Genomic DNA, 24,481 nt, shown 5'->3' with positions numbered 1-24,481 from the left:
CCGAAGGGGCTAGAATGAGTATAACAAAATTGTTATTCTGCTGGCCGCGTTCGGCGCCGCGGCGCAATTTTTCCGATCACCGTACCGCTTCTGGAACCCATGGAACTGCGCCAATTACGCTACTTTGTTGCCATCGTCGACCACGGCTCGCTGTCGCGCGCGGCCCTGGTCCTGCACGTGGCGCAGCCGGCCCTGACGCAGCAGCTGCGCCAGCTGGAAGAGGAACTGGGGGTGCAGCTGCTGCACCGCTCGGCCCAGGGCGTGCTCAGCACGGACGCGGGCAAGGTATTCTACGAACATGCGCAGGCGATCCTGAAACAGGTGGCCGACGCCCGCTCGGCCGTCACGCAAAGCGCCACGCGGCCGTCCGGCAATGTCACCCTGGGCTTGCCGCACAGCATCTCCGGCGCCCTGGCCCTGCCCCTGCTGCTGGCCGCGCGCGAACGCTATCCCGAGATCACCCTGCAACTGACGGAAGAAATCACGGGCAACCTCAATGAACAGCTCAAATCGGGCCGCATCAACCTGGCCGTGCTGTTCGACGATGGCCAGCTGACGCCGTTTTCCTGCTGCCCGCTGGTGGAAGAAGAGATGCGTTTTATTTGCCGCAGCGATTCGCCGTTCGCGCCGCCGGCCTTGCCGTGTCGTTCCAGCAAGCCTTGAGCGCCACCCTGATCCTGCCGGGCCTGCAGCACGGCGTGCGCCCCCGCATCGACAGCCGCGCCCGCGAACTGGGCCTGGAGACGGCGAACGTGATCGAGATCAACTCCATCGCCATCCTGAAATCGGCCATCCTGGCCGGCATGGGCGCCACCATCCTGCCCGCCGCCCCGCTGCTGGCCGAACTCGACAGCGGCGCCATGCGCAGCTACGCCATCCACAGCCCCGTGCTGTCGCGCACGGTGGCCCTGTGCGCCTCGAAAAACATTCCCCTCACCAATGCGGGCAACGCCGTGAAGCACCTCGTGCTGCAAGTGGCCGCCGAGCTGTGCGGCAGCGGGCGCTGGGTGGGGGCGCACGTGCTCTCGCCCACGGCATAAGTATTTCTTATACCCCCATCGCCAAAGCGTATTTGCCCCCACTCCTGACTCGTTCTACACTGACCACATTAATTATTTTAAATTTTTAAAATAGTTATTATGTGCCGCCCACACGCGGCCGTCCCGTCTGCACAGTGCGCGCCTTACCGGGCGCGTCCCTTGTACAGCCGTCATCTGAAACACCCTTTTGGAGACAGCCATGTCCGTGACCACGGAAAACGGCTCCGTAGCGTTCGCTAGAAACGCCGGTGCCGCGCCATCTACGCCCCCCGACACTTCCCGCTTGACCACCGTCAGCCTCGACGACAAATACACGGCCACTTCCGGCGCCATCTTCTTGTCCGGCATCCAGGCCCTCGTGCGCCTGCCCATGATGCAGCGCCTGCGCGACCAGGCCGCGGGCCTGAACACGGCCGGCTTCATTTCCGGCTACCGCGGCTCGCCCCTGGGCGGCCTCGATGAAAACCTGTGGAAAGCCAAGAAACAGCTGGAAGCGCACCACGTGCAGTTCGTGCCCGGCGTCAACGAAGACTTGGCGGCCACGGCCGTCTGGGGTTCGCAGCAGGTCGACCTGATCGGCCCGGCCAAGTACGACGGCGTGTTCGCCATGTGGTACGGCAAGGGCCCGGGCGTGGACCGCTGCGGCGACGTCTTCAAGCACATGAACCATGCGGGAACCTCGAAACTGGGCGGCGTGCTGCTGGTAGCCGGCGACGACCATGGCGCGTATTCGTCGACCCTGCCGCACCAGTCCGACCATCTGTTCTCCGCCTCGATGATCCCCGTCCTGTATCCATGCAATGTGCAGGAATACCTGGACCTGGGCATCCACGGCTGGGCCATGTCGCGCTTTTCCGGCTGCACGGTAGCCTTCAAGGCCCTGGCCGACACGGTCGAATCGTCGGCTTCCATCGACGCCGATCCGTTCCGCGTGGAAGTGAAAATTCCGCAAGACTTCGTCATGCCCGAAGGCGGCCTGAACGCGCGCCTGTCGAGCATCCCGCTGGGCCAGCAGGCGCGCAACCAGGAAGCGCTGATGCAGGATTACAAGATCTATGCGGCCCTGGCCTACGCGCGCGAAAACAAGCTCAACCACACACCACCATCGACAGCCCGAACGCCAAGCTGGGCATCATTGCCTCCGGCAAATCGTATCTGGACGTGCTGGAAGCGCTGGAAGAGCTGGGCATCGACGAGCAGATGGCGGCCGATGTCGGCATGCGGCTGTTCAAGGTGGCCATGCCGTGGCCGCTGGAGCCGGACAGCGTGCGTGAGTTTGCGCAAGGTCTCGATGAAATTCTCGTGGTAGAAGAGAAGCGTCAGATCGTCGAATACCAGCTCAAGGAACAGCTGTACAACTGGCGCGACGACGTGCGTCCGCGCGTGATCGGCAAGTTCGACGAAAAAGGCGAATGGGTGGCGCCGCGCGGCGAATGGCTGCTGACCTCGAAGGCCGACTTTTCCGTCTCGCAAGTGGCGCGTGTCATCGCCAGCCGCATCGCGCGCCTGATTTCCGACCCCGTCACCTGCGACCTGATCAAGGCGAGATTAAGTTTCCTCGACGCCAAGGATGCGGTATTGAAAAAGGCCGTGAATACGCCTTTCCGCCCCGCGTTCTACTGCTCCGGCTGCCCGCACAACACGTCGACCAAGGTGCCCGACGGCAGCCTGGCGCTGGCCGGCATCGGCTGCCACGTGATGGCGACCTCGATCTATCCGGAAATGAACAAGCTGACCACGCACATGGGCGGTGAAGGCGCGCCGTGGATCGGGCAAGCCGCATTTTCCGAATTGCCGCACGTGTTCCAGAACCTCGGTGACGGCACCTACTTTCATTCGGGCTACCTGGCCATCCGCGCCGCCCAGGCGGCCAAGGTCAACATCACCTATAAAATCCTGTACAACGACGCCGTCGCCATGACGGGCGGCCAGCCCGTGGACGGCTTGATTACCGTACCGATGATGGCGCAGCAGGTGGCGGCCGAAGGCATCGCCCGCATCGCCCTGGTCACGGAAGATTTATCACGCTACAGCGACCGCAGCAACCTGCCCGCCCACCTGACCTTGCACGACCGCAAGGACATGGATGCCGTGCAGCGCGAATTGCGCGAGGTACCAGGCGTGTCCGTGCTGATCTACGACCAGACTTGCGCCGCCGAGAAGCGCCGGCGCAGGAAAAAAGGCGAGTATCCCGATTTGCCGAAACGCATGGTCATCAACGACGCCGTCTGCGAAGGCTGCGGCGACTGCGGCGTGCAATCGAACTGCGTGTCGATCCTGCCGAAAGAGACGGAATTTGGCCGCAAGCGCACCATCGACCAATCCTCGTGCAACAAGGATTACTCGTGCGCCAAGGGTTTCTGCCCCAGCTTCGTCACCGTCGAAGGCGGCAGCCTGAAAAAAACCAAGACGGGAGCGAGTAAAGCGGGCGAGACGGACAACTTCGGCCCGCTGCCGGAACCCCAATTGCCTGCCTGCGACGCGCCGTACAACATCCTCATCAACGGCATCGGCGGCACGGGCGTCATCACCGTGGGCGCGCTGATGGGCATGGCGGCCCACCTGGAAGGCAAGGGCGCGTCCGTGCTGGACATGACGGGCATGTCGCAAAAGAACGGTTCCGTCACCTCGCACGTGAAGATCGCCAAGTCCCCCGCGCACATCCGCGCCCAGCGCATCGCCACGGGCGAAGCGGACCTGATTCTGGGCTGCGACATGCTGACGGCCGGCGCGCAGGATGCCGTGTCGAAAATGCGCCCGGGTAGAAGCCTGGCCGTCGTCAACCTGCACGAACAGCCGCCGGGCACGTTTGCGCAAAATGCCGACTGGCAATATCCAACGGCGGAAGTGCGCCAGCTGATCGAAGAATCCGTGGGCGGCGCGGATGCTGCCGACTTTATCGACGCCACAAAACTGGCTACCGCGCTGATGGGCGACTCGATCGCCGCCAACCTGTTCATGCTCGGCTACGCCTGGCAAAAGGGCCGCATCCCGTTGACGCAAGCGGCCTTGCTGCGCGCCATTGAACTCAATGGCGTCGGCATCGAATCGAACAAGAAAAGCTTTTTGTGGGGCCGCCGCGCCGCCGTCGACGTGCGCAAGGTGACCCAAATCGCCACGCCGTCGCAAGCGATCCTCGTGCAGATGCCGCAAAGCCTGGATAGCCTGGTGAAAAAGCGCGTGGAATTCCTCACCGCGTACCAGAACGCCGCGTATGCGGATGGTTACTTGACCCTGGTCAAACAGGTACGCGACCGCGAGAATGCCCTGGGACTGGGCCAGAAGCTGTCGACGGCTGTCGCCAAGAGCTATTTCAAGTTGCTCGCCTACAAGGACGAGTATGAAGTGGCGCGTTTGTACACGGATGGCCGTTTCGTGGAGCAATTGCAGCAGCAGTTCGAAGGCAACTTCTCCGTGAAATTCAACCTGGCGCCGCCGCTGTTCGCCAAGAAAGATGCAAAAGGGCATCTGGTGAAAGCGGAGTTCGGTTCCTGGATGTGGCGCGCCTTCAAGCTGCTGGCCAAAGCAAAAGGCTTGCGCGGCGGCACCTTCGACATCTTCGGTTATACGGCCGAGCGCAAGATGGAACGCGCGCTGATCGTCGAGTACCGCGAACTGCTGGCCGGCATGCTGGTGAACCTGACAGCGGACAATATTGCCACCTGCGTGGAACTGGCGACCCTGCCCGAGAAAATCCGCGGCTTCGGCCACGTCAAGGAAGCGGCCGTCGATACTTACCGCAAGGACAAGGCGAGGTTGCTGGCAAAGCTGGCTGATGGGAGCAAGCACGCAGCCTAGGTAACTCTGGAATACAACGCTGCCAGGTGGCTTGCCTGGCAGCGTTTAATTCACTATCCTGATCCTGCCATTTATTTCACTCGCTTTATCACACCAGAAAAACGACAGACGCAAAATAACCATAAAAATCAGCCACTTACAATCACATGGCAAAACATTGGGTCGTCCAGGCAATAGCGCTGCTTAAGTCCAGTCGGGATCCCGTGCCCCATGAGATCAATGAACTGGACTGGAAACTATCGTTGTCCGGCAACAAAGAGCGCTTAATCGAACATCTGATCGCCTTCTCCAATTGTCCGCACGGCGACTATATGGTCTATGGCATCGCAGACGCTGGAGCTGCGCTGATGGGAGTTGAGCAAACTCAAGTTGAAGAAACCATTTTGCAGTTGACCAATCTGGGCCGCGATGCAGTTGAGCCGCCTCTTATCCTCGACCATGCAGTAGTCGAATACGACACCGTTCCTTTATTATTCGTTTATATCCGTGAACAAGCAGACAAGCCCGCACATCGCAGGGGCAAGAGTATTGAAGAAACATGGATAAGATCGGGTGGCACAAGTCGTAAAGCATCTCGATCGGAAGTTGGTGCACTCATGCTCAACAGCCATGCTCCCCGCTGGGAGGAACTACGAACGACACCCCTGCTTTCTGCCGATGAAGTCATCGAACATCTCGATCTGGCGACCATTTCCAAACTCTTGCAACGCCCTCTTCCTGACGACAGCTTTGAGCTGATGCGCTGGCTGGAGGAGGAAAATATGGTCATTCCCGATGGCAGCGGCTACTACATTACGCATTTCGGTGGTATCTCAGCAGCGCGTGAGTTGGAGCACTTCACGCACCTCAGTCGTAAACGTATTCGCGTCATCCGTTATAGCGGCACCAACAAAGTCGATACAATTGATGAAGTTCGCGGCAACAAAGGCTATGCAGTGGGTTTCGAAGGCTTGATCGGCTATCTACTGCGCGTCCTGCCACATTCGGAAGTGATCCAGCAATCCCTGCGTGAGCAAGTTAGCCTCTATCCTGAAATTGCGCTACGCGAATTAATCGCGAATGCCTTGATCCACCAGGATTTCAACGTCACAGGCGCTGGCCCTACTATAGAAATCTACGACGACCGCATCACCTTCACCAATCCGGGGACACTGCTTCCAAGCAAGCGCCTTGACCGTCTGATCGGTACGACACCAGAGTCACGCAATGAATTGCTGGCATCCAAATTTCGGCAATATCGGATCTGTGAAGAAAGGGGTACGGGATTCCAAAAAGTGGTCTCGGCCGTCGAGTTATTCGGCATGCCGCCCGTCCTCTTCACGCCACTGGAAAATGGTTTCCAAGTCACCTTGTACGCGCCAAGGCAGTTCGCCGACATGGCGCAGGTCGAGCGCGTGGAAGCTTGCTATCAACATGCCGTTTTGCAGTATTTTTCCAGCCAGACATTGACCAATACCACCTTGCGTACCCGCTTCAAGGTCAGCGAGCGCCAGCGCAATCAAATCACCAACTTGATTGCCGATGCTGTCGCAGCGGGACGCATCAAGCGCAAGGACAGCACCAGCGGCAATAAATTCGCGGAATACGTCCCATACTGGGCATGAACTGATGTCAATCCGCGCAGCGCCCCACCGTCGCCCCCGGCAACAGCACCGGTTGCCAGATTTCCTGCAGCCGTTCCGGCGGCGTGCCGGCCAGCAGCGATTGCAGCATTTCCACCATCTTGGCGCCGGCGCGGCGCAGGTCGGGCTGGTCGATGGTGGTGACGTTGATGCCGATCAAGGTATCTTCCACATTGCCCCAGACGATGACGGAGATTTCCTTGCCGATTTCGATACCCGCATCCATCAGCGCGCGCACCACGCCCACGCCGGACAGGTGGTTGTCGACGATGACGGCCGTCGGACGGGGCGAGCAAGCCAGCAATTGCTGCATGGCCTGGTAGCCGCTGCGGCGGTCGAAAGTATTATCGAGCAGATAGGCGGGATCCAGCGGCAAGCCCGCCTGCGCCATGCAGCGGATAAAGCTTTCCTTGCGCTCATAAGCAAAATGCAGCTCCAGCGGCGCGCTCAGCAGGGCGATACGCTGGTGGCCATGCGCCGCCAGGAAGGACACGGCCAGGTCGATGCCCGTGTCGTTGTCGTAGTCAAAATACGCGTAGGGCGCGTCGATGCGCGTGCGGCCGTTCGCGACAAACGGAAAGCCGACTTTCGTCAGATATGCGATGCGCTCGTCGACCACCTTGGTGCGGCCCACCACGAGGCCATCAACCTGGCGTCCGCGCACCATGTTTTCATATGACGGCTGTTCGTTCTGCGGCGACACGGGCGCGATGATCAGGCTCATCTTCGACGCTTCGACGGCATCCGACATGCCATTCACGACGGAAAGAAAGACGCTGTCGCCCAGGTCGCTGGGCAGCAGCGGATAGATCATGCCGAGCACGTTGGTGCGGCCGACGGCCAGGCTGCGCGCCAGCGGATTGGGCCGGTAGCCGACTTTCTTGGCGGCGGCCAGGACGATTTCACGGGTGCGGGAATTGACTTCCGGATAGCCGTTCAACGCCCTGCTGACTGTCGTTTTCGACATGCCGAGGGCAATTGCGAGGCTCTTGAGATTCATGTTAACTACCTGTCTGTATGGCAAAAGAAACCAACTCTGACCGTCCATTATAGCCCAGAGCGCCAAACAGGCCGCGCATTCGCGTGCTCATACATGGTAGAAAAACAACAACATATTGACTATTTAAAAAGCAACGTTTTATAGGCGACCACGTTTAACAACTGTGCGCGGCCTGGCCTCGGCAATGCCAGACAAACAAGGACTGAAAGCCACAGCGGGTACTCACTTTGGCAAATGTCCGGCCAGTTTCGGCATGCCGCTTCGGCAAGGCAAAGCGCGCACGATAAAATTATCAAGAAAACATAATTCACTGGAACTGTGCGAGAATTTGTCCTACTCTTGATTCAGGTAAAGATTACCTGCGGACACGTCGCGCTCCCCGGCCTGACTTCCCTCTCCTGCGCAAGCCTGGATATTCTTTCAAAGGTGAACAATGTGGTCACGCTAACATCCGCCAACAACTTGCAAGCCTCGCTGGCCACGGCGCGGCGCCGGGTCGAGCAAGGCCAGAACCAGGTACGGCGCGACAGCGAACAGCTGGCGCAAAGCCGCCAGCTGCTGGCGCGGGAACAGGAATCGCTGAGCCAGACGCAACGCAGCAGCCAGCAAGCGCAGGCCGATGCCCCCGCCGCCGTGAAGGCACCGCAGCTGGATCAGGCGATCAAGGTAGCCGTGCCGCAGCAAGCCATCCCGGCCGCGCCGAAAAGCACGCCCCAGCTGAACGGCTATGGCCAGACGCTGGGCCGCCTGATCGACGTGACGGCGTAACGGCGTAAATTACCGCAGCATTTCCTCTTCCAGCATTGGCAGCCACCATGTAGTCCCCTGCTTCGGCTGCGCCAGGTCAACCGCCTCGCCCATCTGCGGCGTGGCCAGGTTCACGCCCCGCTTGGCCGCCAGTCCCGCAATGCGGTCGAACGGCTCATGCCAGGCGTGCAGCCCCAGGTCAAAGGTGCCGTTATGCACGGGCATGAGCCACTTGCCGCGCAAGTCCAGGTGGGCTTGCAAGGTTTCCTCGGGCTGCATGTGCACGTCCGGCCACAGCTTGTCGTAGGCGCCCGTTTCGATCATGGTCACGTCGAACGGGCCGTATTTGTCGCCGATCTGCCTGAAACCGTCGAAATAGCCGGAATCGCCGCTGAAAAACACGCGCACCCCGGGCGCGTCGATAACCCACGAGGCCCACAGGGTTTGATTACCGTCAAACAAGCCGCGTCCCGAGAAATGCTGCGACGGCGTCGCGACGAGTTTCACGCCGGCTATCGTCGTCCCCTGCCACCAGTCGAATTGCTGCACCTTGGCGGCCGGCACGCCCCAGGACACCAGGGTGTCGCCCACGCCCAGCGGCGCAATAAAATGTTCGGTCTTGGCCGCCAGTTGCAGCACGGCAGCATGGTCGAGGTGGTCGTAATGGTCGTGCGACAGGATGACGGCCTTGATCGGCGGCAAGTCGGCGATGCTGATGGGCGGCTGGTGAAAGCGCTTCGGGCCGGCCCATTGCACGGGCGAGGCGCGCTCGGAAAACACGGGGTCCGTCAGGAAAAACTCATTGTTCAGTTTCAGCAGCAGGGTCGAATGGCCGAGGCGAAACAGGCTATTGTCGGGCGCGGCCAGCAGTTGCGCCCGGGTCAGGGCTTGCACGGGCACGGCAGCGGCCGGCACCGTGCTGTCGGGCTTATCGAAGAGAAACGTCCACATCAGCTTGAGCGTTGCCGCCGTGCCCAGCTTGTGCATCTGCACGGGATTGCGGAACTTGCCGTCGAGGCGTTGCGGTGATTCGGTGGGCGCGACGGGCGCGGCGCGCAAGGTGCAAGAACTCATGATGATCAGAACTCCCAAGAATAAGATGCGGTACATATGCAGCCCGGTCAATAAAATACAAGGATTAAATTACACTACACAGTGTAGTTCCTATTTCTGGCAAAGTAAACCAAGAGGTGTAAAATATTGTTTTCAAAGGAGATTTTCAGCCATGGCCGCACCGCAACGCCTCACCGACCGCAAGCGCGTCGCCATCGTCGATGCCGCCATCGCCGAGTTCCGCGAGCACGGTTTTGATGCGACCAGCATGGACAGGATCGCCGCCACGGCCGCCGTGTCCAAGCGCACCGTGTACAACCATTTCCCCAGCAAGGACGAGCTGTTCGCGGAAATCCTGCAGCGCATGTGGGAAAGCAGCATGGCCCAGCCTGCCGTGCCCTATGTGGCCAACCAGCCGCTGCGGCCGCAAGTGCTGGCCCTGGTCGAGCAGAAAATGGCCTTGCTGTGCGACGCGGCATTCATCGACCTGGCGCGCGTGATCTTCGGCGAAACCATCCACTCGCCCGAGCGCGCGCAAGCGATGGTGGCGCGCCTGAATGAAAAGGAAACGGGCCTGAATATCTGGATCCGCGCGGCGCAGCAAGACGGGCGCATCAAGGCGGGCGAGACGCTGGAAGTGGGGCACCTGCTGATGGCTCCACTGAAGACCTTTGCCTTCTGGCCGCAGATCACCCTCGGTGAGCCTCTGCTGGGCCCGGCACGCCGGCGCGAAGTGACGGAACTGGCCGTCGATATCTTCCTGTGCTATTACGGCGTGGCAAAACAGACGGCATAGACGGGCGGCAAGTGGGCGGAGATGGTCTGCCAATGCTCGCCCTCGTCGCCCGAATACCAGGCGCCGCCCGTCGTCGACGCCATCACTAAACTGCGCCCGTCGTCGGCCAGCGCCAGCCCGTGGCGGTACACGAGGTCGTAGCAATGCCGCTGCGGCAATCCCTCGCGCAACACCTGGAACGTTTTGCCGCCGTCGCGCGTGCGCGTCACGGCCAGCGCGCCATCGACGGGTATGCGCAGCACGTCCGCCTGCGCGGGCACGAACCAGGCCGTCTCGCCGTCGCGCGGATGCACGGCCACGGCAAAGCCGAAATGCGACAGCGGCGCCGTGGTGACTTCCTGCCAGTGCCAGCCGGCGTCTTGCGAGCGCCAGATGCCGTTATGGTGCTGGCACCACAGCGCGTCTGGCGTGCCGGCGCTGCGCACGATGCGGTGCGGGTCTTGCACGGCTTCGTTTTCATCGAGTTCGGGCGGCATGTAGTCGGCCCGCATGCCCGTCGCGCTCAAGGCCCAGTTGGCGCCGCCATCGCGCGTTTGCCATACTCCGCCGCAGGACACGCCCACCAGCACGGTATTGCTGTCGCGCGGATCGACGCAGATGCTGTGGATGCCGGGCACGTCATAGCCGCCGCCAAACCATTGCGCCCGCTGCGGCACGTTCCACAACGAGTCCACCAGCTGCCAGCTGTCGCCGCGGTCGCTTGAGCGGAACAGGCCGCCAGGCAGGGTGCCCGCCCACAGCACGCCGGGCTGGTCCGCGCCGCCGGCCGCCAGCGACCAGATCTGCCGCACCGTCCAGTCCACGCTATCGCTGCTGCCCTCGGGCTTGGCGGGATAGGCGGGCACGGCGACTTCTTGCCAGGCGCTGGCGCCCGCATCGCGGCGGTGCAGCTTGGCGCCGAAGTGGCCCAGGGTCAGGGCCGCGTACAGGGCGCCGTCGCGGCCGTCGTGCAGCAGCATGGAGACGGGGTCGCCGGCAAACTGCACCAGCGCCAGCTGCCAGGCGCCGGCCGCATCGACATCGAACTGGAACAGCCCCTTGCGGGTGCCGAGATACGCGCGTTGCGCCCTGCCTGGTCCCATGATTAACCTCCGGAAAGTGCCTGCAAGATATACACCTGGCTGTCGGGCCGCAATAGGTCGTCCAGCACGCGCCGCTCGCGGCAACGGGCGCCATCGATGAAGATCACCACGTTCGGACGCAAGGCGCCCTGCTCGTCGAGCACGTAGCCGCGCAGGCGCGGCTGCTGGGCAAAGACGCTATCGAGGGCGGCGCGCAGGCATGGCGCCGCCACGTCCACAGTGGGGACGTCGAGGAAACGCGCCAGTTGTTGCGTAAAATGCAAGTGCGCCATAGTGCCTTTGACGTCGTCGGCCTGGACTCATTCTAGTCCGCTTTACGGCCAATACAATTAAAATAGCGGCAAGCACACAAGGAGGCCAGGCATGACGATTACCCCGGAAGAACTAGCGGTGCTGATGCAGGAAGTGGAAGTGGCCGACCCGATCGACTTTGCCGACCTGCCCTTCGACGAGCAGGAATTGCGCGGCCTGATCGCCAATCACCTGTGCGAGATGGCCGACGCGATGGAAAGTTTCAGCCCGGAAGACCGCAACCTGGCCCTGCTGGCCGTGGCGGCCAAGCTGGTGCTGGAAAACCTGGTCTTGCACGTGCAGCTGCTGCGCCGCCACGGCTTGCCCGTCAGCGACGGCGTGGAAGCGCTGCTGCAGCGCCTCAAGGGCGGCAAGCCGTCGTGAACTAATTGCCCGTGCGCACGGCGCGCGCCTGGATGGTGACATCGCTGTCCGCCACGGCCACGCAGGGCAGGATATAGCCGTCGAGCCGTTCATCGGGACTGATGCCGGGCCAGTCCACCGTGTAGCGCACCTTTCCTTCGGGCATGTGGCAGATGCACGTGCGGCACGTGCCGTTGCGGCAGGAACTGAGCAGGCGAATGCCGGCCAGCTCGGCGGCGGCCAACACGGTGGTGCCCGCTTCGGCCGGGAATTGCCAGCCTTGCGGGACGATGGTAACGATAAAGGTGGTCAGGGGCGCGCTCATGCGCCCAGTTTAACAGTCCGCCAGGGTGGTCCAGGTAGCGCCCTGCGCATGGCTGCGCAGCACGGCCTCGGCAAAGGCCAGGCCCGCCACGCCATCGGCCACCGTCGGCAGCCAGCTGGCTTCGCTGGGCACGGGCAAGCCCGCCTGCAAGGCCCGAATGTGCAAGGCCGCATCCAGGTACAGCTGGGCAAACGCTTCCAGATACCCTTCCGGGTGGCCGGCCGGCACGCGCGTGGCGTGGCGCGCGGCGGCGCTGTCGACCCGTCCCGGGCGCAGCAGCTGGCGGTTGCCGCCCTGCGGCGTGCACCACAGCTCATTAGGTTGTTCCTGGTCAAAGTCCAGCTGCGCCTTGCTGCCGAACAGGCGCAAACGCACCGTGTTTTCACACCCCGTCGCCACCTGGCTGGCCCACAAGGTTCCCTTGGCACCGTTGGCGTAGCGCAGCATCACCTGCACGTGGTCGTCCAGGGTGCGGTGCGGAACAAAAGTCGACAATTCCGCCAGCACCTGCTGCGGCGTCAAGCCGCTGACGAACTGCGCCAGGTGATACGCGTGCAAGCCCACGTCGAGCAGGGTGCCGCCCGGGCCAGCTTTCAGCGGGTCGTTATGCCAGTTGCCCTCGCTCATGCCGCCCGCGTGTATCGCGTCCGCCAGCCAATCCTGCGAATACTCGACCTGCACGAGGCGCAGCTTGCCGATTTCGCCCGCCTCGACCATCGCTTTCGCGTGGCGCAGCAGCGGATAACCGCTATAGGTATGCGTGAGCGCAAACAGCAGGTTTTTCTGCTCTGCCAGCGCGGCCAAGGCCTGCCCCTCCGCCAGCGAGATGCCCAGCGGCTTGTCGCAGATCACATGGATGCCCGCTTCCATGAACGCCGTGGCGACGGGCGCATGTAAATGGTTCGGCGTGACGATGGCCACGGCCTCGATGCCGTCCGGGCGCTGGCTTTCCGCCTGCGCCATGGCACGGTAATCGCTGTAGCAGCGCTCCGGAGAAAGATGCAGCGCGATGCCGCTGTCGCGCGCGCGCTGCGGGTCGGACGACAGGGCGCCCGCCACCAGTTCATACTGGTCGTCGATACGCGCCGCGATACGGTGCACAGCGCCGATGAATGCGCCCTGCCCGCCCCCAACCATGCCCAAGCGTATCCGTCGCTGCATGTCGTCTCCCTATTTCAAGCCAAGCAAGTGATGGATTTGATCCTGGTCAACTGCACTGCCCGCGAAATCGTCGAACGCGTGCTGCGCCACGTGGATGATGTGTTCGCGGATGAAACGCGCCCCTTCGGCCGCGCCGTCCTCCGGGTGTTTCAGGCAGCATTCCCATTCCAGCACGGCCCAGCCGGGAAAGTCGTACTGCGCCATCTTCGAAAAGATCGCCTTGAAATCGATCTGCCCGTCACCGAGCGAGCGGAAGCGCCCGGCACGGTCTTGCCAGTCGCCATAGCCGCCATACACGCCCTGGCGCCCGTTGGGCCGGAATTCCGCATCTTTTACATGGAAAGCCTTGATGCGCGCATGATAAATGTCAATGAAGGCCAGGTAATCGAGCTGCTGCAGCACGAAGTGGCTGGGATCGTACAAAATGGACGCGCGCGGGTGGTCATGGACGGCGGCCAGGAAGCGCTCAAACGTCACGCCATCGTGCAAATCCTCGCCCGGATGCAGTTCATAGCAGAGGTCCACGCCAGCAGAGTCAAACGCATCGAGAATGGGCAGCCAGCGTTTCGCCAGCTCGGCAAATGCCGTTTCCACCAGCCCGGCCGGGCGCTGCGGCCACGGGTACAGATACGGCCAGGCCAGCGCGCCGGAAAACGTCACGTGGGCCGTCAGCCCCAAGCGCTGCGAGGCGGTGGCCGCCCACAGCAGCTGCTGCGTGGCCCACGCCGTGCGCGCGGCAGGATCGCCGCGCACCTGTTCTGGCGCAAAGCCGTCGAACAGCGCGTCGTAAGCCGGATGCACGGCGATCAGCTGGCCCTGCAAATGCGTCGACAATTCCGTCACCTGCAAGCCATGGCGCGCCAGCAAGGCGACCACGTCGTCGCAATACTGCTGGCTGCTGGCCGCTTGTTCCAGATCAAACAAGCGCGGCGCCGTCGGCAACTGCAAGCCCTTGTAGCCCAGGCCGGCCGCCCATTGCGCCAGGTGCTCGAGCGAGTCGAACGGCGGCTCGTCGCCGAGAAACTGGGCCAGGAAGATGGCCGGGCCCTGGATGGTTTTCATGGGTATCCTTTAGCCCCCAGGACGCTGGCCCTGGAGGAGGTTCGGTTAAAAAGGCGAGTTCGGAAAGTAAAACTGCTTGGCGTTCTCGCGCGTGATCAGCACCGAGGGGATGATCGTGTTGGCCGGCAATTTATCACCTTTCAGGCGCGCTTCCGTCGTCAGCTTGATGGCGTCGTACATGAACTTCGGCGAGTACGACACGTCGGCCACGATCAGCGGGTCGGAACCGTCCATGATCTTTTTCACCGCGCCCTTCGCGCCCGCGCCACCGAACACTTGCTTGATGTCCGTGCGCTTGGCTTGCGCGATGGCCTTCTGCACGCCGATGGCCATGTCGTCATCGGCGGCCCAGACGGCGTCGATGTGCTTGAAGCGGGTCAGGTAATCCTGCATGACCTTGAAGGCATCGTCGCGATTCCAGTTGCCATACTTGGCATCCAGGACATTGATGTCGGGATGGCCCTTCATCACGGCAGAAAACGCGTCAAAGCGCTCGTTGTCCAAGGTGGTCGGCATGCCGCGCAGCACGACGATATTGCCCTTGCCATTCAAACTTTTCGCCAGGTATTCGGCCGGCAGCTTGCCGAAGGCCGTGTTGTCGCCGGCGATGTACGCATCCTGCGACTGCGTGTTCGTCAAGCCGCGATCCACCACAGTCACGTACACGCCCTTGTTCTTCACCTGCGCCACGGGCTGCGTCAGCGAGGCCGATTCGATGGGGAAGATCACCAGGGTATTGATCTTGTTCACCGTCAACATATCCTGCAGCTGGTTCGCCTGTTCGGGCGCCGTGGCGGCCGTCTTGACGATGATTTTCAGCCCCGGATGCGCTTTTTCCAGCTCCGCCTTCGCCTGGTTCGCCCACCACACGATGCCCGAGGTAAAACTGTGCGTGGCCGTGGGGATGGCCACGCCGACAACCAACTTGTCAGCCGCTTGCGCACTCGGCAAGGCCCACGCCTGCATCACCAGCACTGCCATCCCTGCTACCCGTATAAAGCTCTTCATGCTGCTCTCCTCCAAGGTTGTGGGCGCCCGGTGGCCGCCCTTTCAGAACGCCGCTCTTGTTTTATTTGCGGCCTCGCTGCAGGAAGGCGACGGCGATGATCACCACGCCTTGCACTGCGGCATTCAGGTAGACACTGATGATGCTGGTCAAATTCAGGATGTTGCTGATCACGGATAATAAAATCGCGCCGATGACGGTGCCGACGATGCGCCCCTCGCCGCCCTTCAGCGCGGTGCCGCCGACGACGACGGCGGCGATGGCTTCGAGTTCCCACAGCAAGCCCGTCGTCGGCGTGGCCGAACCCAGGCGCGGCACGTACAGCACGGTGGCGATGCCCACGCACACGCCCAGCAGCATGTAGGTGGCAATCTTGACCTTGTCGACATTGATGGCCGCATAGCGCGCCACTTGCTCGTTGGAACCAATCGCCTGCACGTGGCGGCCAAAGGTCGTGCGGTTGAGGATGACGGCGCCGGCGGCGGCAACGATCAGGAAAATCCAGATCGGGATCGGTGCGCCCAGCACGCTCGTGTAGTAGACGGGGCTGTACAGCTCGGACAGGGTGGCGTCCAGGGTCAGCGCGCCGCCGTCGGCCAGGTACGTCAGCACGGCGCGGAAGATGCCCAGGGTGCCCAGGGTGACGATGAACGGTTCGATATTGCCCTTGCTGATCAACAAGCCGTGCATCAGGCCGAAACCGGCGCCCAAGACCAGGGCCATGGCGATGCCCAGCACCAGCATGGTGATCGGCGCCAGGTTGCCCCCCGCGCCTTGCGCCAGCGCATTCATGAAATAGATCATGCAGCCGGCGATCAGCGCCGCCATCGAGCCGACGGACAGGTCGATGCCGCCCGAGATGATGACGAAAGTCATGCCCACCGCGATGATGCCGATAAACGCCGTGCGCGTGAGCACGTTCATCAGGTTATCGAGGGTGGCGAAGTCGCCATTGAGCAAGGTGCCCGCGATGCACAGAGATAACAAGCCCAGCACGGGGCCAAAGCCCTTGATGCGCGCGCCGAATCGGGAGATTGGAGATACGGTGGTGTCAGTGCGTGCCGGTTGCATGGGCAATCAACTCCTCTTCGGTCAGGTGGTCAGCAGACAGGGTGGCTTGCAAGGTGCCGGCGCGCATCACGGCGACGCGGTGGCACAGGCCGATCAATTCGATCAGTTCCGATGAAATCACGATCACGGCGCGCCCTTCGGCGGCCAGGCGGTGGATCAGAAAGTAAATGTCGCGCTTGGCGCCCACGTCCACGCCGCGGCTCGGTTCATCGAGCACGACGACACGGGGGTCCGAATGCAGGTATTTCGCCAGCGCCAGCTTTTGCTGGTTGCCGCCCGACAACATGCGCGCGCGGCTGTCCAGGTCGCCCGTGCGGATATTGAAGTCAAGCACCGCCTTGGCCAGCGCCTGCTTCTCTCCGGCAACATCGAGCCAGGGCCGCGCATAGCGCTCCATCGTCATCAGGGTGAGGTTTTCGCGCAAGCCCAGGTTCACGTGCAAGCCTTTTCCCTTACGGTCTTCGCTCAGATACGTCATGCCGTGCTGCATGGCTTGCCTGGGCGTGCGGATGTCGACTTCTTGGCCATTGATCTCGATCAAGCCCGCGCTGCGCGGGCGCAAGCCCAGCAGTGCCTCGAACGATTCCGTGCGCCCCGCGCCCACCAGCCCCGCAAAGCCCAGCACTTCGCCGGCGCGCACTTCGAAAGACAAATCCCTGGACCAGCCCGGCACCGTCAGCCCCTCGACTTTCAGCAACACAGGAGACTCTTCCGCCAGCGGCGCTTTCGCGGGGAACATGTCGGACAATTCGCGCCCTACCATCAGGTTCGCCATCTGCTGGCGGCTCAAGCTGGCCGTCGGCTCGCGCGTGACGAAACGCCCGTCGCGCATGACGATGACTTCGTCCGTGTTGCGCTCCACTTCGTCAAGCTTGTGGGAAATGTACAGAATCGTCACGCCATCGATTTTCAGCTGCGCCATCACGGCGAACAGGCGCTGGGTTTCCGACGACGTCAGGGTGGCAGTCGGCTCGTCCATGATCAAAAAGCGGGCGCGGCGCGACAGGGCCTTGGCGATTTCCACAAGTTGCTTTTCTGCAACGATGAGGTCGCGTATTTTGGTGTCGGGCGAGACGTCCAGCCCCACCTGTTTCAAATAGCGCGACGCTTCCTCGCGCATGGCGGCCTCGTCGAGCAGCCAGCCGCGCGTCTTTTCGTGGCCTAAAAACATGTTTTGCGCCACCGTCAGGTGCTCGGCCAGGTTGAATTCCTGGTGGATCAGCACGATACCGGCAGATTCCGCCGCGCGCGAACTGGCGAAGCGCCGGGGCTGGCCATCGATCAGCAGCTGGCCTTCGCTCACGCTCTCGTAGCCGGCGAGGATTTTCATCAGGGTCGACTTGCCGGCGCCGTTTTCGCCCAGCAAGCCATACACGCGCCCGGGCGCCAGGGTAAAACTGACGCCATGCAAGACGCGCACGGGGCCGAAATCCTTGCACACCCCCTCGAAACCGACGGCAACGCTCACTATGCACTCCCTCGCAAGACCAAGTTATGTTCAAGCAACACGCCCGGCACGCTGGCTGCCGGGTCCGCCAAGCGCTGCAGCAGCAGGCGGGCCGCCGTCTCGCCCAGCTCGCGCATCGGCTGCGCGATGGTGGTCAAACCGGGGGCGATCTGCGCGGCGATGGCGATATCATCGAAGCCGATGACGGCCACGTCCTCGGGCACGCGCTTGTTCAGCTGGCGCAGCGCGCTCAAGACGCCGATGGCCAGGGTGTCGGAGACGGCAAAGATGGCCGTCGGCGCATCGGGCTGCGCCATCATGCGCAGGGTGGCGGCCGTGCCCGCTTCATAGTCGAGGCTTTGCACCGTGTGCACCCATTGCGGCCGCACGGGCAGGCCGGCTGCCGCCAGGGTGTCCAGATAGCCTTGCTGGCGTTGCCGCGCGTACAAATAGCGCTCGTCGGAGTTGATCAGGCCGATGCGCGTATGGCCGCGCGACAGCAGATGCGCGACGGCGTCCGACGCGGCCCGGTGGTTGTCGATGCCGACATAGGGCACGGCCACGGCGGGGTCGAATTCGCAGCACGCCACCCACGGCAAGCTGGCGGACTCATGCGACAGCGCATGCTGCACCGTGTCCGGGTCCAGGCAGATGGCGCCGTCGGCGCGGTGCATGCGCAGCAAGTCGAAGTAGGAGCGCTCGCGGCCCGCGTCGGCGCCCGTGTCGCACAGCAATACAAAATAGCCGTGTTCGCGCGCCACCGTGTCGATGCCGCGCACGATTTGCGCATAAAACGGATTGCCCACGTCGGGCACCATGGTCAGCAGCATGCGGCTCTCGGCCGTGCGCAGGCTGCGCGCCAGGTGGTTCATGCGGTAGCCGAGCGCGGCCACGGACGCGAGCACCTTGTCGCGCGTGGGCGCCCGCACGCCTGCCTGCTCGTTCATCACGCGCGAGACGGTGGCCACCGACACACCCGCATGCGCGGCGACGGCGCTGATGGAGACGGTTTCTGTCGGCAAGGAAGACGGGACGGCTGGCAGCATGGGGTTTTTCACATAAATGTAATCGATTACATTTATAGGCCAGTCACGCGCGCGATGCAAACATTATCGATGCTGCAATGCGCAAAAGATGTGCAAAAAGCGGCCCTGTACGGGCCGTTGGACGCTGCTATTTCTGGGACTGCAAGGCGTTCTGCTGCACGGCAAAACCAGCGCCTCGCAGAGCAGCGAAAACTTATTTCATCATCGCACAAAACGTTTCGGGGGATTGCCGTCAAGAATGACGCCGCTGGGCAGGCGGTGGCTGCGCTGCTGGGCGCGCAACAGGGACGCGGCCAGGGCCGAGTCGCCATCGACGGCGTAGACGAAGACGGGCATGTTCAGGCCGGCCGCGTCGTCCAGCAGCCTGGGATTGGCGTCCAGGCTGCGCGCATCGACGTGCACGCCGACGGGCATGCCGATCTGCTGCTGCACGCGCTGCAGCCACGGCTTGTCCAGCTTGGGCGGACGGGCATTTTTCGCGATATAGCGGCTGACCCGGTTGGCGCCGGCCGCCTGCGCATTGCGCGCGTCAAACACGAGCAGGCCCAGGTAACCCTGCGGATCGGCGCGGCGCGCGCAAGCGAGGTTGTTCGGCACGCCCGACGTCAAGAACCAGTTGCCATGCTTGATGCCGCGCAACTGCGCCACCAGGGTGGCGATGGGCGCGCACGACGGCACGACGTCCTTGATTTCCGCATTCAGGGTCTTGGCCGGGAACGCGGTGGCCAGGTCGGCGACGACGTCGGTCACAAAGGGCGGCGTTTCCGGCGTGAGCACGCCCCGGTTCTTCATGCTGGCCGCGCGCCAGTCGTCGGCCGTCAATTGCTTCACGGTGCGGGGCGCGCCCGTGTCGACCACCCTGCCCGTCAGCAGGTCGTGATGCACGACCCAGTTGCCGTCACCCAACAGCTGCAAATCCGTCTCGACGCCGTCCCAGGTGCCGAAATACGTGTTGCGCAGGGCGCTCAGCGAGTTTTCCGGCGCATTGCCGGCGCCGCGGTGGGCGTGTACCTTCATGCCCAGGCAGTCGGCCTGGACGGCCGTGCTGGCCATGCACAGCAGCAAGGCCAGGGCGGCCGCCTTATTTTTTTTCCGGGTGATAACCATATTCGAGTCCCTGCAAAACATTGATGCGGATCGCTTCGTTGACGGGGTAGCTGTAACCCTGCCCCACCGCCACGACGTGCGTGATATTGGCCAGCAAGCCCTTGCCGGCGATTTGCCAGCGCGTGCTGTCGTCGGCCGCCTGGCGGTTCCAGTCCAGCATCTGGCGGAACAGCTCGCTCTTCGTGACATTGTTGTCCGACAGGGTAAAAATGCCCCAGGTTCCCAGGAAGGCGCCGGCCAGCACGCCCGTGGCGATCCAGGCGGAACGCCGGCTCAGCTGGCCATCGGCGCCCGCCTGCTCGCCCCGGCGCGCCGCCAGCACCAGCAAACCCACGGTGGCGATCAGGTACAGCAGTTTCGAAAAGTGGCCGATGGCGCCCAGGAGCGAGAAAAACAGGGCCACGGGCGGCACGATGGCGGCGCGTGCCGCCTCCTTGCCCTCCGCATAATACTTGCCATGCACTTCGAAGTCGCTGCGGCTGGCGCGGTATTCGACCAGCTTTTCCGCCGTCTGGCGCGCGGCGAACTGGTCGAACAGGCGGCTGAACTCGGCAGGACTCGCATACGCGTCCTGCACAAAGGCGCCCTTGGGCAGCCGCAAGCCCTTGCTCGCTTCGCTGCCGTCGCCGCCGTCCGGCCCGTCGCGCAGGACGGCCTGGATGCCGGGGCGCGCCACGAAGGCGGGGAAGGACAAGCCGGGCGGAATGCGGTCGCCCTTGACCGTCAAGCCCTTGCTGGCCGCTTCCGATGCATAGCGGCGCTTGACGGCGGCGCGGAAGCTCAACTGGTCCGCCGGATGCCAGTTGGCCGGCACGGGCACCTTCTTGCGCACATTGTTGACGACGGCCGCCTTGCGCCGCGCCGGCACGGAATGCGGCTGCCAGCCGTGGCGCGACAGGCTTTGCCGGTAATCGTTCCACGCGGATTCCTGCTGCTGGCGCAAGCCCGCATCGTCGTCGGGAATGATACCCGAATACAATTTCCACTTGTCATGCACCTCGCCGATCGCCTGCTGGTACTTGTCATAGTAGCCGGCCGCGCCGCCGGCGATCTTGCGGACATTAAAATTGATCAACTGTTCCTTGGCCGGCTCCATGCGCTCGTCGAGGTGGCCCACCGAGACGGCCAGGAACGGAAACAGGGCCAGGAAAGCCTTGCCTTCCGGCTTGGCAAACAGGGTGGCATCGTCGACCAGGCCCTGCAATTGCAGGCTGCCGCCCACCAGCGAGCGCTGCATCAGGGTGGTGTTGAAGGCCAGGCGGCGAAATTGCGCATCGCGCGTTTCCACCAGCACCGTGACCGTGGTCTTCAGAATGCCGAACACGACCGCCGCCGTGGCGAAGCAGCAAAAGAGGATCTTTTTCCAGCTGGGGCCGCTGCCATTGTTCTTCAGGCGGCGGCGCCACATCAGTTGCAGCACCACCAGCGCGGCGGCGATGCCCGACAGGCTGCGGCCATAGAATTCCACGCCTTCCACGTCGTGCGGCTTGACGTCGCCGCCCACCACGTCGAGCAAACGGGCGTTGAAGCCCAGCTCGCAGCACAAATAAATGATCGTCAGGATGATCAGGATCAAGGTCTGCCGGATTTGCAGACTGCGCAAACTCGCGGCCATCTTATTTCCTCAGATCGATGACGACGGGCTTGATCTCTTCGGCCTGGAAGATCATCGGCGCGGCCGCCGGCGCAGAGGCTGCGCTGCGCGGGGCCGGCAGGCTGATGGCGGGCGCCGCCTTGGCCTGGGTTTCCTGGCGGCGCGGCTTGGCGCTGGCACGGCTGCCCGCTTTCGGCGCGGCGGCAGGGGCCGGAGCGGCGGCCGGCGGCGCCGGGATCACGCGGCCGCTGTCGCTGCCGCTCCCAGGCACGGTGGCAATCGCCGGGCCGGTGGCGCGCAAGGCGTCGTCGGCAAACGGCTGGGCGCGCGTATCGACGCCGGGCGGCACGGCCACGCTGGCGTTGAGCAGGCGGTTGTCCGTGTAGATCATGCGCGACAGGCGGTTGTAGTTGGGAAAGTCGATGTTCAGCGATTTGGCGTCCGCCGCCAGTTCCACGCGGGGGCGGTCCTTGCAATTGCCGACCGTCCACTGCAGCACGTCCGTGCCCTGGAAAGCCAGCACTTCATAGCGGTAGGCGCAGCCGCGCTCCTGCGTTTCGACGATCACCACCGTGCGCTCGCCCACGTTTTCCACGCGCGCCACGCGGGCCGTGATCGCGTTGGCCAGCGGCACGACGCGAAACGCCTGCGACAGCTTGATCGAATACTTGCCTTGCGGATCCTTGCGCAAGGTGCCTTCCGTGCCGTCGCGCAAGCGGAAGGTGGACAGCGGCGTGCCGAACAGCTCGGCCGTATCGAGGCCCATCATCACGCCGCCACGGCCGTTCGGCGTCATGGCGCAGCCCGTCAACAGCATGCCGGCGGCCAGGCCCATGGCCAGTGTGCGCCAGTGCGCGGATGCAAAATTCTTATACGTTGTCATGCTTGATAACTTTCTCTTATTTCAGGATTCAGGGATTGATGACGGCCAGCGGATTGCCCGGGCCTGGCGGCGGCAAGACCTTCTGGCGGTTGCGCGACAACACGGTGAAGGCGCCGAGCGTATCGGGACCGGCAACGATTTCCAGCTGCTCGCGCTGCAGCCACGTACGGATCTCCGCCTCGCTTGCTTCGGCGCGGAACAGCACGCGCGTGCGCACGCCCGTCTCGACGCCGCTGCCGCCGTTGCGGAATTCCGCATTGCCGACGACAGCCTGGTCTTTCGGCAGGAACAGCCACGCCGATTGCACCACCATCACGCTGGCGGCCACGGCGGTGACGATCTTCAGCCAGCGGTTCGCGTTGGCGGGCTTGATTGGCGTCATCTGTGGCGCGGCGGCATCGGCCGGGGCGATCTGCAACTGCTGCAAGCCCTGGCGCAACAATTGCCGGTAGGCCACGCGGCCATCCTTGCCCAGCTCGCTCGACAGCGGCGTGCCAGTCAAGGCGTAATCGCCGCCGGGCAAGGCCACGCGGGCGATGACGCCCGGCGCCGCGGCGGCCCCATTGGCGCGGCCATGCGTTTCCAGCCAGCGCGCCGCCTGCAGGCGCTCCTGGCTGAACACGCCCAGGCAGGCGCCCAGGTCCGTCACGGAGACAGTCACGGGCATGTCGCACAGCACCAGGCCCGCGCGCGGGTCGGCGGGCGCGTCGCGCTCCTCGACCACGAGGCCGCAGGCATCCGCATAGGACGCGTCCGGCGTGACGAGCCAGCCGCGCCAGCGCTGGCGCGTGCTGTCCCAGGCGTCGAGCAGCACGGCGCCAAAGCCGGGGCGGCGCGCCAGCAGGTGGATCTGTCCGCCCGCGATGGGCCGCGCGGCCAGGGGCGCGGCGTCGCTGCGGCGCGCAAAGCGTTGCATCAAGTGCTCCGGCACGGCAATGCCGCGCCAGTCGGGGGTGTCGCCCGCCACGTCCGCGTCCAGCAGCTCGGCGGAAGATGGGGGTGAGGGCAGGCGCGCGGCAACGATGGCCAGCGAGGGCGTCAATGCAGTCATGCCGGTGGCCTTTCATCAGGGTTCGGGTGGGTGGACACGGGGTCCATGTGCAGGGATAACGCGGCCACGCACAGAATATCCAAAACTATTTGCGCCGCCTGCATATCGCGCGCGCCCAAGCTGTCGCCCACGCGCAGCTTGAGCAGGGTCAAGACCCAGCTGCCCAGCAAGGTGGCGCGGTGGGCCGGCTCGACGATCTGCCGTCCCGCGCTGGCGGGATCGCCCTTCTGCCGGTGCACGAGACCTAATTTTCCGCCGTGGTAATGCGCGGAAGCGATCTGCTCGGCCAGTTCCTTGACGGGCATGCCGCCGCAGCCGCAATGGCGCAGCAGCAAGATCAAATCGCGGGACAAGGTGGCGATGAACACGTCGGCCGCTGCGCGCACTTGCTGTGGCGTGAGCTGGTAGTCGCGCAGCGGCGCCGCATAAGAGTCGGGCGCCTGCAAGTCGCAGCCCTCTTGCGCATCGGCATCCTCGTCATCGCGCTGCTTGCGCAACTGGTCGATGATGAAACGCTTGAAGTACAGGAACAAGGCACCGACGTGGTGGGGCGCGGCGTCGCTGTCGCCATGGAGGACTTTTTCAATGAAGAACTGGTGGCGCAAGTCGGCCAGCGAATCGCCGAGCGAGGCCGCCTCGCGCGGGCGGCGGCATGGCGTCAGCGCGGCGATGACGCGCTGGTAAAACTCGCCCAGTTCGCCTTGTGTCAGCCGCTGGCGGCGCGTCCAGAAGTCATGAATGCGTTCAAATTGTTCCGATTGCAAAGCCGGTCCGATCGTGTGTTGGGCGGCACGCGCCACTGGCCGGCGGCGATGCGCACAGGCAAACAAGCAATGCGCTGGCCAGACAAGAGAAACTTGTCAGTAAGGTAAAATGCATTTAGGCAATTTTCTCATATCACAGTAAAAATCGCTAACTTTTGTTACTTTCACGACA

General features: G+C 63.3%; 20 protein-coding genes and 2 pseudogenes. 6 read left to right on the top strand and 16 right to left on the bottom strand.

What is annotated here, in order from left to right:
- Positions 1-99 precede the first annotated feature (99 nt).
- The 3 genes and pseudogenes from ACQVLG_RS08820 (at position 100) to ACQVLG_RS08810 (ending at position 6,442) form a co-directional block, all read left to right on the top strand.
- A pseudogene (locus ACQVLG_RS08820) lies at positions 100-1,040 on the top strand (LysR substrate-binding domain-containing protein).
- A gap of 199 nt (positions 1,041-1,239) precedes the next feature.
- Positions 1,240-4,838, top strand: a pseudogene (locus ACQVLG_RS08815) (indolepyruvate ferredoxin oxidoreductase family protein).
- A gap of 146 nt (positions 4,839-4,984) precedes the next feature.
- On the top strand, positions 4,985-6,442 hold the full coding sequence (locus tag ACQVLG_RS08810; protein ID WP_474294030.1) for an ATP-binding protein: 1,458 nt from the start codon (positions 4,985-4,987) through the stop codon (positions 6,440-6,442).
- Between the two features lie 7 nt (positions 6,443-6,449).
- On the opposite strand, the gene ACQVLG_RS08805 is transcribed toward ACQVLG_RS08810, so the two are convergent.
- Positions 6,450-7,460: a substrate-binding domain-containing protein gene (locus ACQVLG_RS08805; RefSeq protein ID WP_230540233.1), complete on the bottom strand. Its 1,011-nt coding sequence runs from the start codon at positions 7,458-7,460 to the stop codon at positions 6,450-6,452.
- A 435-nt stretch (positions 7,461-7,895) separates the two neighbouring features.
- Here ACQVLG_RS08805 and ACQVLG_RS08800 point away from each other — a divergent pair, with 435 nt between their 5' ends.
- Positions 7,896-8,228: a hypothetical protein gene (locus tag ACQVLG_RS08800; protein WP_474294028.1), complete on the top strand. Its 333-nt coding sequence runs from the start codon at positions 7,896-7,898 to the stop codon at positions 8,226-8,228.
- A gap of 9 nt (positions 8,229-8,237) precedes the next feature.
- On the opposite strand, the gene ACQVLG_RS08795 is transcribed toward ACQVLG_RS08800, so the two are convergent.
- Positions 8,238-9,281: an MBL fold metallo-hydrolase gene (locus ACQVLG_RS08795; protein ID WP_474294026.1), complete on the bottom strand. Its 1,044-nt coding sequence runs from the start codon at positions 9,279-9,281 to the stop codon at positions 8,238-8,240.
- Between the two features lie 151 nt (positions 9,282-9,432).
- On the opposite strand from ACQVLG_RS08795, the gene ACQVLG_RS08790 reads away from it, so the two are divergent.
- The gene (locus ACQVLG_RS08790; RefSeq protein ID WP_230540230.1) at positions 9,433-10,056 is read left to right on the top strand and encodes a TetR/AcrR family transcriptional regulator; all 624 of its coding nucleotides are present in this window, start codon (positions 9,433-9,435) and stop codon (positions 10,054-10,056) included.
- On the opposite strand, the gene ACQVLG_RS08785 is transcribed toward ACQVLG_RS08790, so the two are convergent.
- Both ACQVLG_RS08785 and ACQVLG_RS08780 read right to left on the bottom strand, forming a co-directional pair.
- A complete protein-coding gene (locus ACQVLG_RS08785) occupies positions 10,029-11,138 on the bottom strand; it encodes a WD40/YVTN/BNR-like repeat-containing protein (RefSeq protein WP_474294024.1) in 1,110 nt (369 codons plus the stop codon). The two genes, ACQVLG_RS08790 and ACQVLG_RS08785, sit on opposite strands and share 28 nt — an antisense overlap.
- Before the next feature lie 2 nt (positions 11,139-11,140).
- Entirely contained in the window at positions 11,141-11,410 is a 270-nt protein-coding gene (locus ACQVLG_RS08780; protein WP_474294022.1) for a MoaD/ThiS family protein, read from the bottom strand.
- A gap of 91 nt (positions 11,411-11,501) precedes the next feature.
- On the opposite strand from ACQVLG_RS08780, the gene ACQVLG_RS08775 reads away from it, so the two are divergent.
- The gene (locus tag ACQVLG_RS08775; protein ID WP_474294020.1) at positions 11,502-11,813 is read left to right on the top strand and encodes a hypothetical protein; all 312 of its coding nucleotides are present in this window, start codon (positions 11,502-11,504) and stop codon (positions 11,811-11,813) included.
- Position 11,814: 1 nt separating this feature from the next.
- Here ACQVLG_RS08775 and ACQVLG_RS08770 read toward each other — a convergent pair whose 3' ends face one another.
- The 12 genes from ACQVLG_RS08770 to ACQVLG_RS08715 form a co-directional block, all read right to left on the bottom strand.
- The gene (locus ACQVLG_RS08770) at positions 11,815-12,117 is read right to left on the bottom strand and encodes a 2Fe-2S iron-sulfur cluster-binding protein (RefSeq protein WP_474294018.1); all 303 of its coding nucleotides are present in this window, start codon (positions 12,115-12,117) and stop codon (positions 11,815-11,817) included.
- Between the two features lie 9 nt (positions 12,118-12,126).
- Positions 12,127-13,278, bottom strand: a complete 1,152-nt coding sequence (locus tag ACQVLG_RS08765; protein WP_474294016.1) for a Gfo/Idh/MocA family protein — start codon at positions 13,276-13,278, stop codon at positions 12,127-12,129.
- 9 nt (positions 13,279-13,287) lie between these two features.
- Positions 13,288-14,340 carry a sugar phosphate isomerase/epimerase family protein gene (locus ACQVLG_RS08760; RefSeq protein WP_474294014.1) on the bottom strand — a complete coding sequence of 351 codons (1,053 nt, stop codon included), beginning with the start codon at positions 14,338-14,340 and terminating at the stop codon, positions 13,288-13,290.
- A gap of 45 nt (positions 14,341-14,385) precedes the next feature.
- Positions 14,386-15,348 (bottom strand): substrate-binding domain-containing protein, encoded by a 963-nt coding sequence (locus ACQVLG_RS08755; protein ID WP_474294012.1) that lies wholly within the window; start codon positions 15,346-15,348, stop codon positions 14,386-14,388.
- Positions 15,349-15,409: 61 nt separating this feature from the next.
- Complete coding sequence (locus ACQVLG_RS08750) at positions 15,410-16,417, bottom strand: ABC transporter permease (RefSeq protein WP_474294010.1); 1,008 nt, start codon at positions 16,415-16,417, stop codon at positions 15,410-15,412.
- Positions 16,398-17,885 carry a sugar ABC transporter ATP-binding protein gene (locus tag ACQVLG_RS08745; RefSeq protein ID WP_474294008.1) on the bottom strand — a complete coding sequence of 496 codons (1,488 nt, stop codon included), beginning with the start codon at positions 17,883-17,885 and terminating at the stop codon, positions 16,398-16,400. The genes ACQVLG_RS08750 and ACQVLG_RS08745 overlap by 20 nt, the downstream gene beginning before the upstream one ends.
- Positions 17,885-18,910 (bottom strand): LacI family DNA-binding transcriptional regulator, encoded by a 1,026-nt coding sequence (locus tag ACQVLG_RS08740; protein WP_474294006.1) that lies wholly within the window; start codon positions 18,908-18,910, stop codon positions 17,885-17,887. The genes ACQVLG_RS08745 and ACQVLG_RS08740 overlap by 1 nt, the downstream gene beginning before the upstream one ends.
- Positions 18,911-19,111: 201 nt before the next feature.
- Positions 19,112-20,017 carry a glycerophosphodiester phosphodiesterase gene (locus tag ACQVLG_RS08735; RefSeq protein WP_474294004.1) on the bottom strand — a complete coding sequence of 302 codons (906 nt, stop codon included), beginning with the start codon at positions 20,015-20,017 and terminating at the stop codon, positions 19,112-19,114.
- Positions 19,992-21,632 carry a hypothetical protein gene (locus ACQVLG_RS08730; protein WP_474294002.1) on the bottom strand — a complete coding sequence of 547 codons (1,641 nt, stop codon included), beginning with the start codon at positions 21,630-21,632 and terminating at the stop codon, positions 19,992-19,994. Before ACQVLG_RS08730 ends, ACQVLG_RS08735 begins: the two co-directional genes overlap by 26 nt.
- A gap of 1 nt (position 21,633) precedes the next feature.
- Positions 21,634-22,494 carry a hypothetical protein gene (locus ACQVLG_RS08725; RefSeq protein ID WP_230540218.1) on the bottom strand — a complete coding sequence of 287 codons (861 nt, stop codon included), beginning with the start codon at positions 22,492-22,494 and terminating at the stop codon, positions 21,634-21,636.
- A 28-nt stretch (positions 22,495-22,522) separates the two neighbouring features.
- A complete protein-coding gene (locus ACQVLG_RS08720) occupies positions 22,523-23,545 on the bottom strand; it encodes a hypothetical protein (RefSeq protein ID WP_474294000.1) in 1,023 nt (340 codons plus the stop codon).
- A complete protein-coding gene (locus tag ACQVLG_RS08715) occupies positions 23,542-24,309 on the bottom strand; it encodes a hypothetical protein (RefSeq protein WP_474293998.1) in 768 nt (255 codons plus the stop codon). The genes ACQVLG_RS08720 and ACQVLG_RS08715 overlap by 4 nt, the downstream gene beginning before the upstream one ends.
- Positions 24,310-24,481: the final 172 nt, after the last annotated feature.

The organism is Janthinobacterium sp. TPC_1, from assembly GCF_056037845.1.
Note: the sequence above shows the minus strand (reverse complement) of the source record. Positions and strands in the feature narration are given on the sequence as shown.

Coding starts and splice junctions, on each gene's coding strand:
- ACQVLG_RS08790 (WP_230540230.1), top strand. CDS start 9,433: ATGGCCGCACCGCAACGCCTCACCGACCGCAAGCGCGTCGCCATCGTC.
- ACQVLG_RS08725 (WP_230540218.1), bottom strand. CDS start 22,494: ATGACAACGTATAAGAATTTTGCATCCGCGCACTGGCGCACACTGGCC.
- ACQVLG_RS08740 (WP_474294006.1), bottom strand. CDS start 18,910: ATGCTGCCAGCCGTCCCGTCTTCCTTGCCGACAGAAACCGTCTCCATC.
- ACQVLG_RS08805 (WP_230540233.1), bottom strand. CDS start 7,460: ATGAATCTCAAGAGCCTCGCAATTGCCCTCGGCATGTCGAAAACGACA.
- ACQVLG_RS08760 (WP_474294014.1), bottom strand. CDS start 14,340: ATGAAAACCATCCAGGGCCCGGCCATCTTCCTGGCCCAGTTTCTCGGC.
- ACQVLG_RS08795 (WP_474294026.1), bottom strand. CDS start 9,281: ATGAGTTCTTGCACCTTGCGCGCCGCGCCCGTCGCGCCCACCGAATCA.
- ACQVLG_RS08775 (WP_474294020.1), top strand. CDS start 11,502: ATGACGATTACCCCGGAAGAACTAGCGGTGCTGATGCAGGAAGTGGAA.
- ACQVLG_RS08765 (WP_474294016.1), bottom strand. CDS start 13,278: ATGCAGCGACGGATACGCTTGGGCATGGTTGGGGGCGGGCAGGGCGCA.
- ACQVLG_RS08750 (WP_474294010.1), bottom strand. CDS start 16,417: ATGCAACCGGCACGCACTGACACCACCGTATCTCCAATCTCCCGATTC.
- ACQVLG_RS08755 (WP_474294012.1), bottom strand. CDS start 15,348: ATGAAGAGCTTTATACGGGTAGCAGGGATGGCAGTGCTGGTGATGCAG.
- ACQVLG_RS08735 (WP_474294004.1), bottom strand. CDS start 20,017: ATGGTTATCACCCGGAAAAAAAATAAGGCGGCCGCCCTGGCCTTGCTG.
- ACQVLG_RS08785 (WP_474294024.1), bottom strand. CDS start 11,138: ATGGGACCAGGCAGGGCGCAACGCGCGTATCTCGGCACCCGCAAGGGG.
- ACQVLG_RS08780 (WP_474294022.1), bottom strand. CDS start 11,410: ATGGCGCACTTGCATTTTACGCAACAACTGGCGCGTTTCCTCGACGTC.
- ACQVLG_RS08770 (WP_474294018.1), bottom strand. CDS start 12,117: ATGAGCGCGCCCCTGACCACCTTTATCGTTACCATCGTCCCGCAAGGC.
- ACQVLG_RS08810 (WP_474294030.1), top strand. CDS start 4,985: ATGGCAAAACATTGGGTCGTCCAGGCAATAGCGCTGCTTAAGTCCAGT.
- ACQVLG_RS08720 (WP_474294000.1), bottom strand. CDS start 23,545: ATGACTGCATTGACGCCCTCGCTGGCCATCGTTGCCGCGCGCCTGCCC.
- ACQVLG_RS08730 (WP_474294002.1), bottom strand. CDS start 21,632: ATGGCCGCGAGTTTGCGCAGTCTGCAAATCCGGCAGACCTTGATCCTG.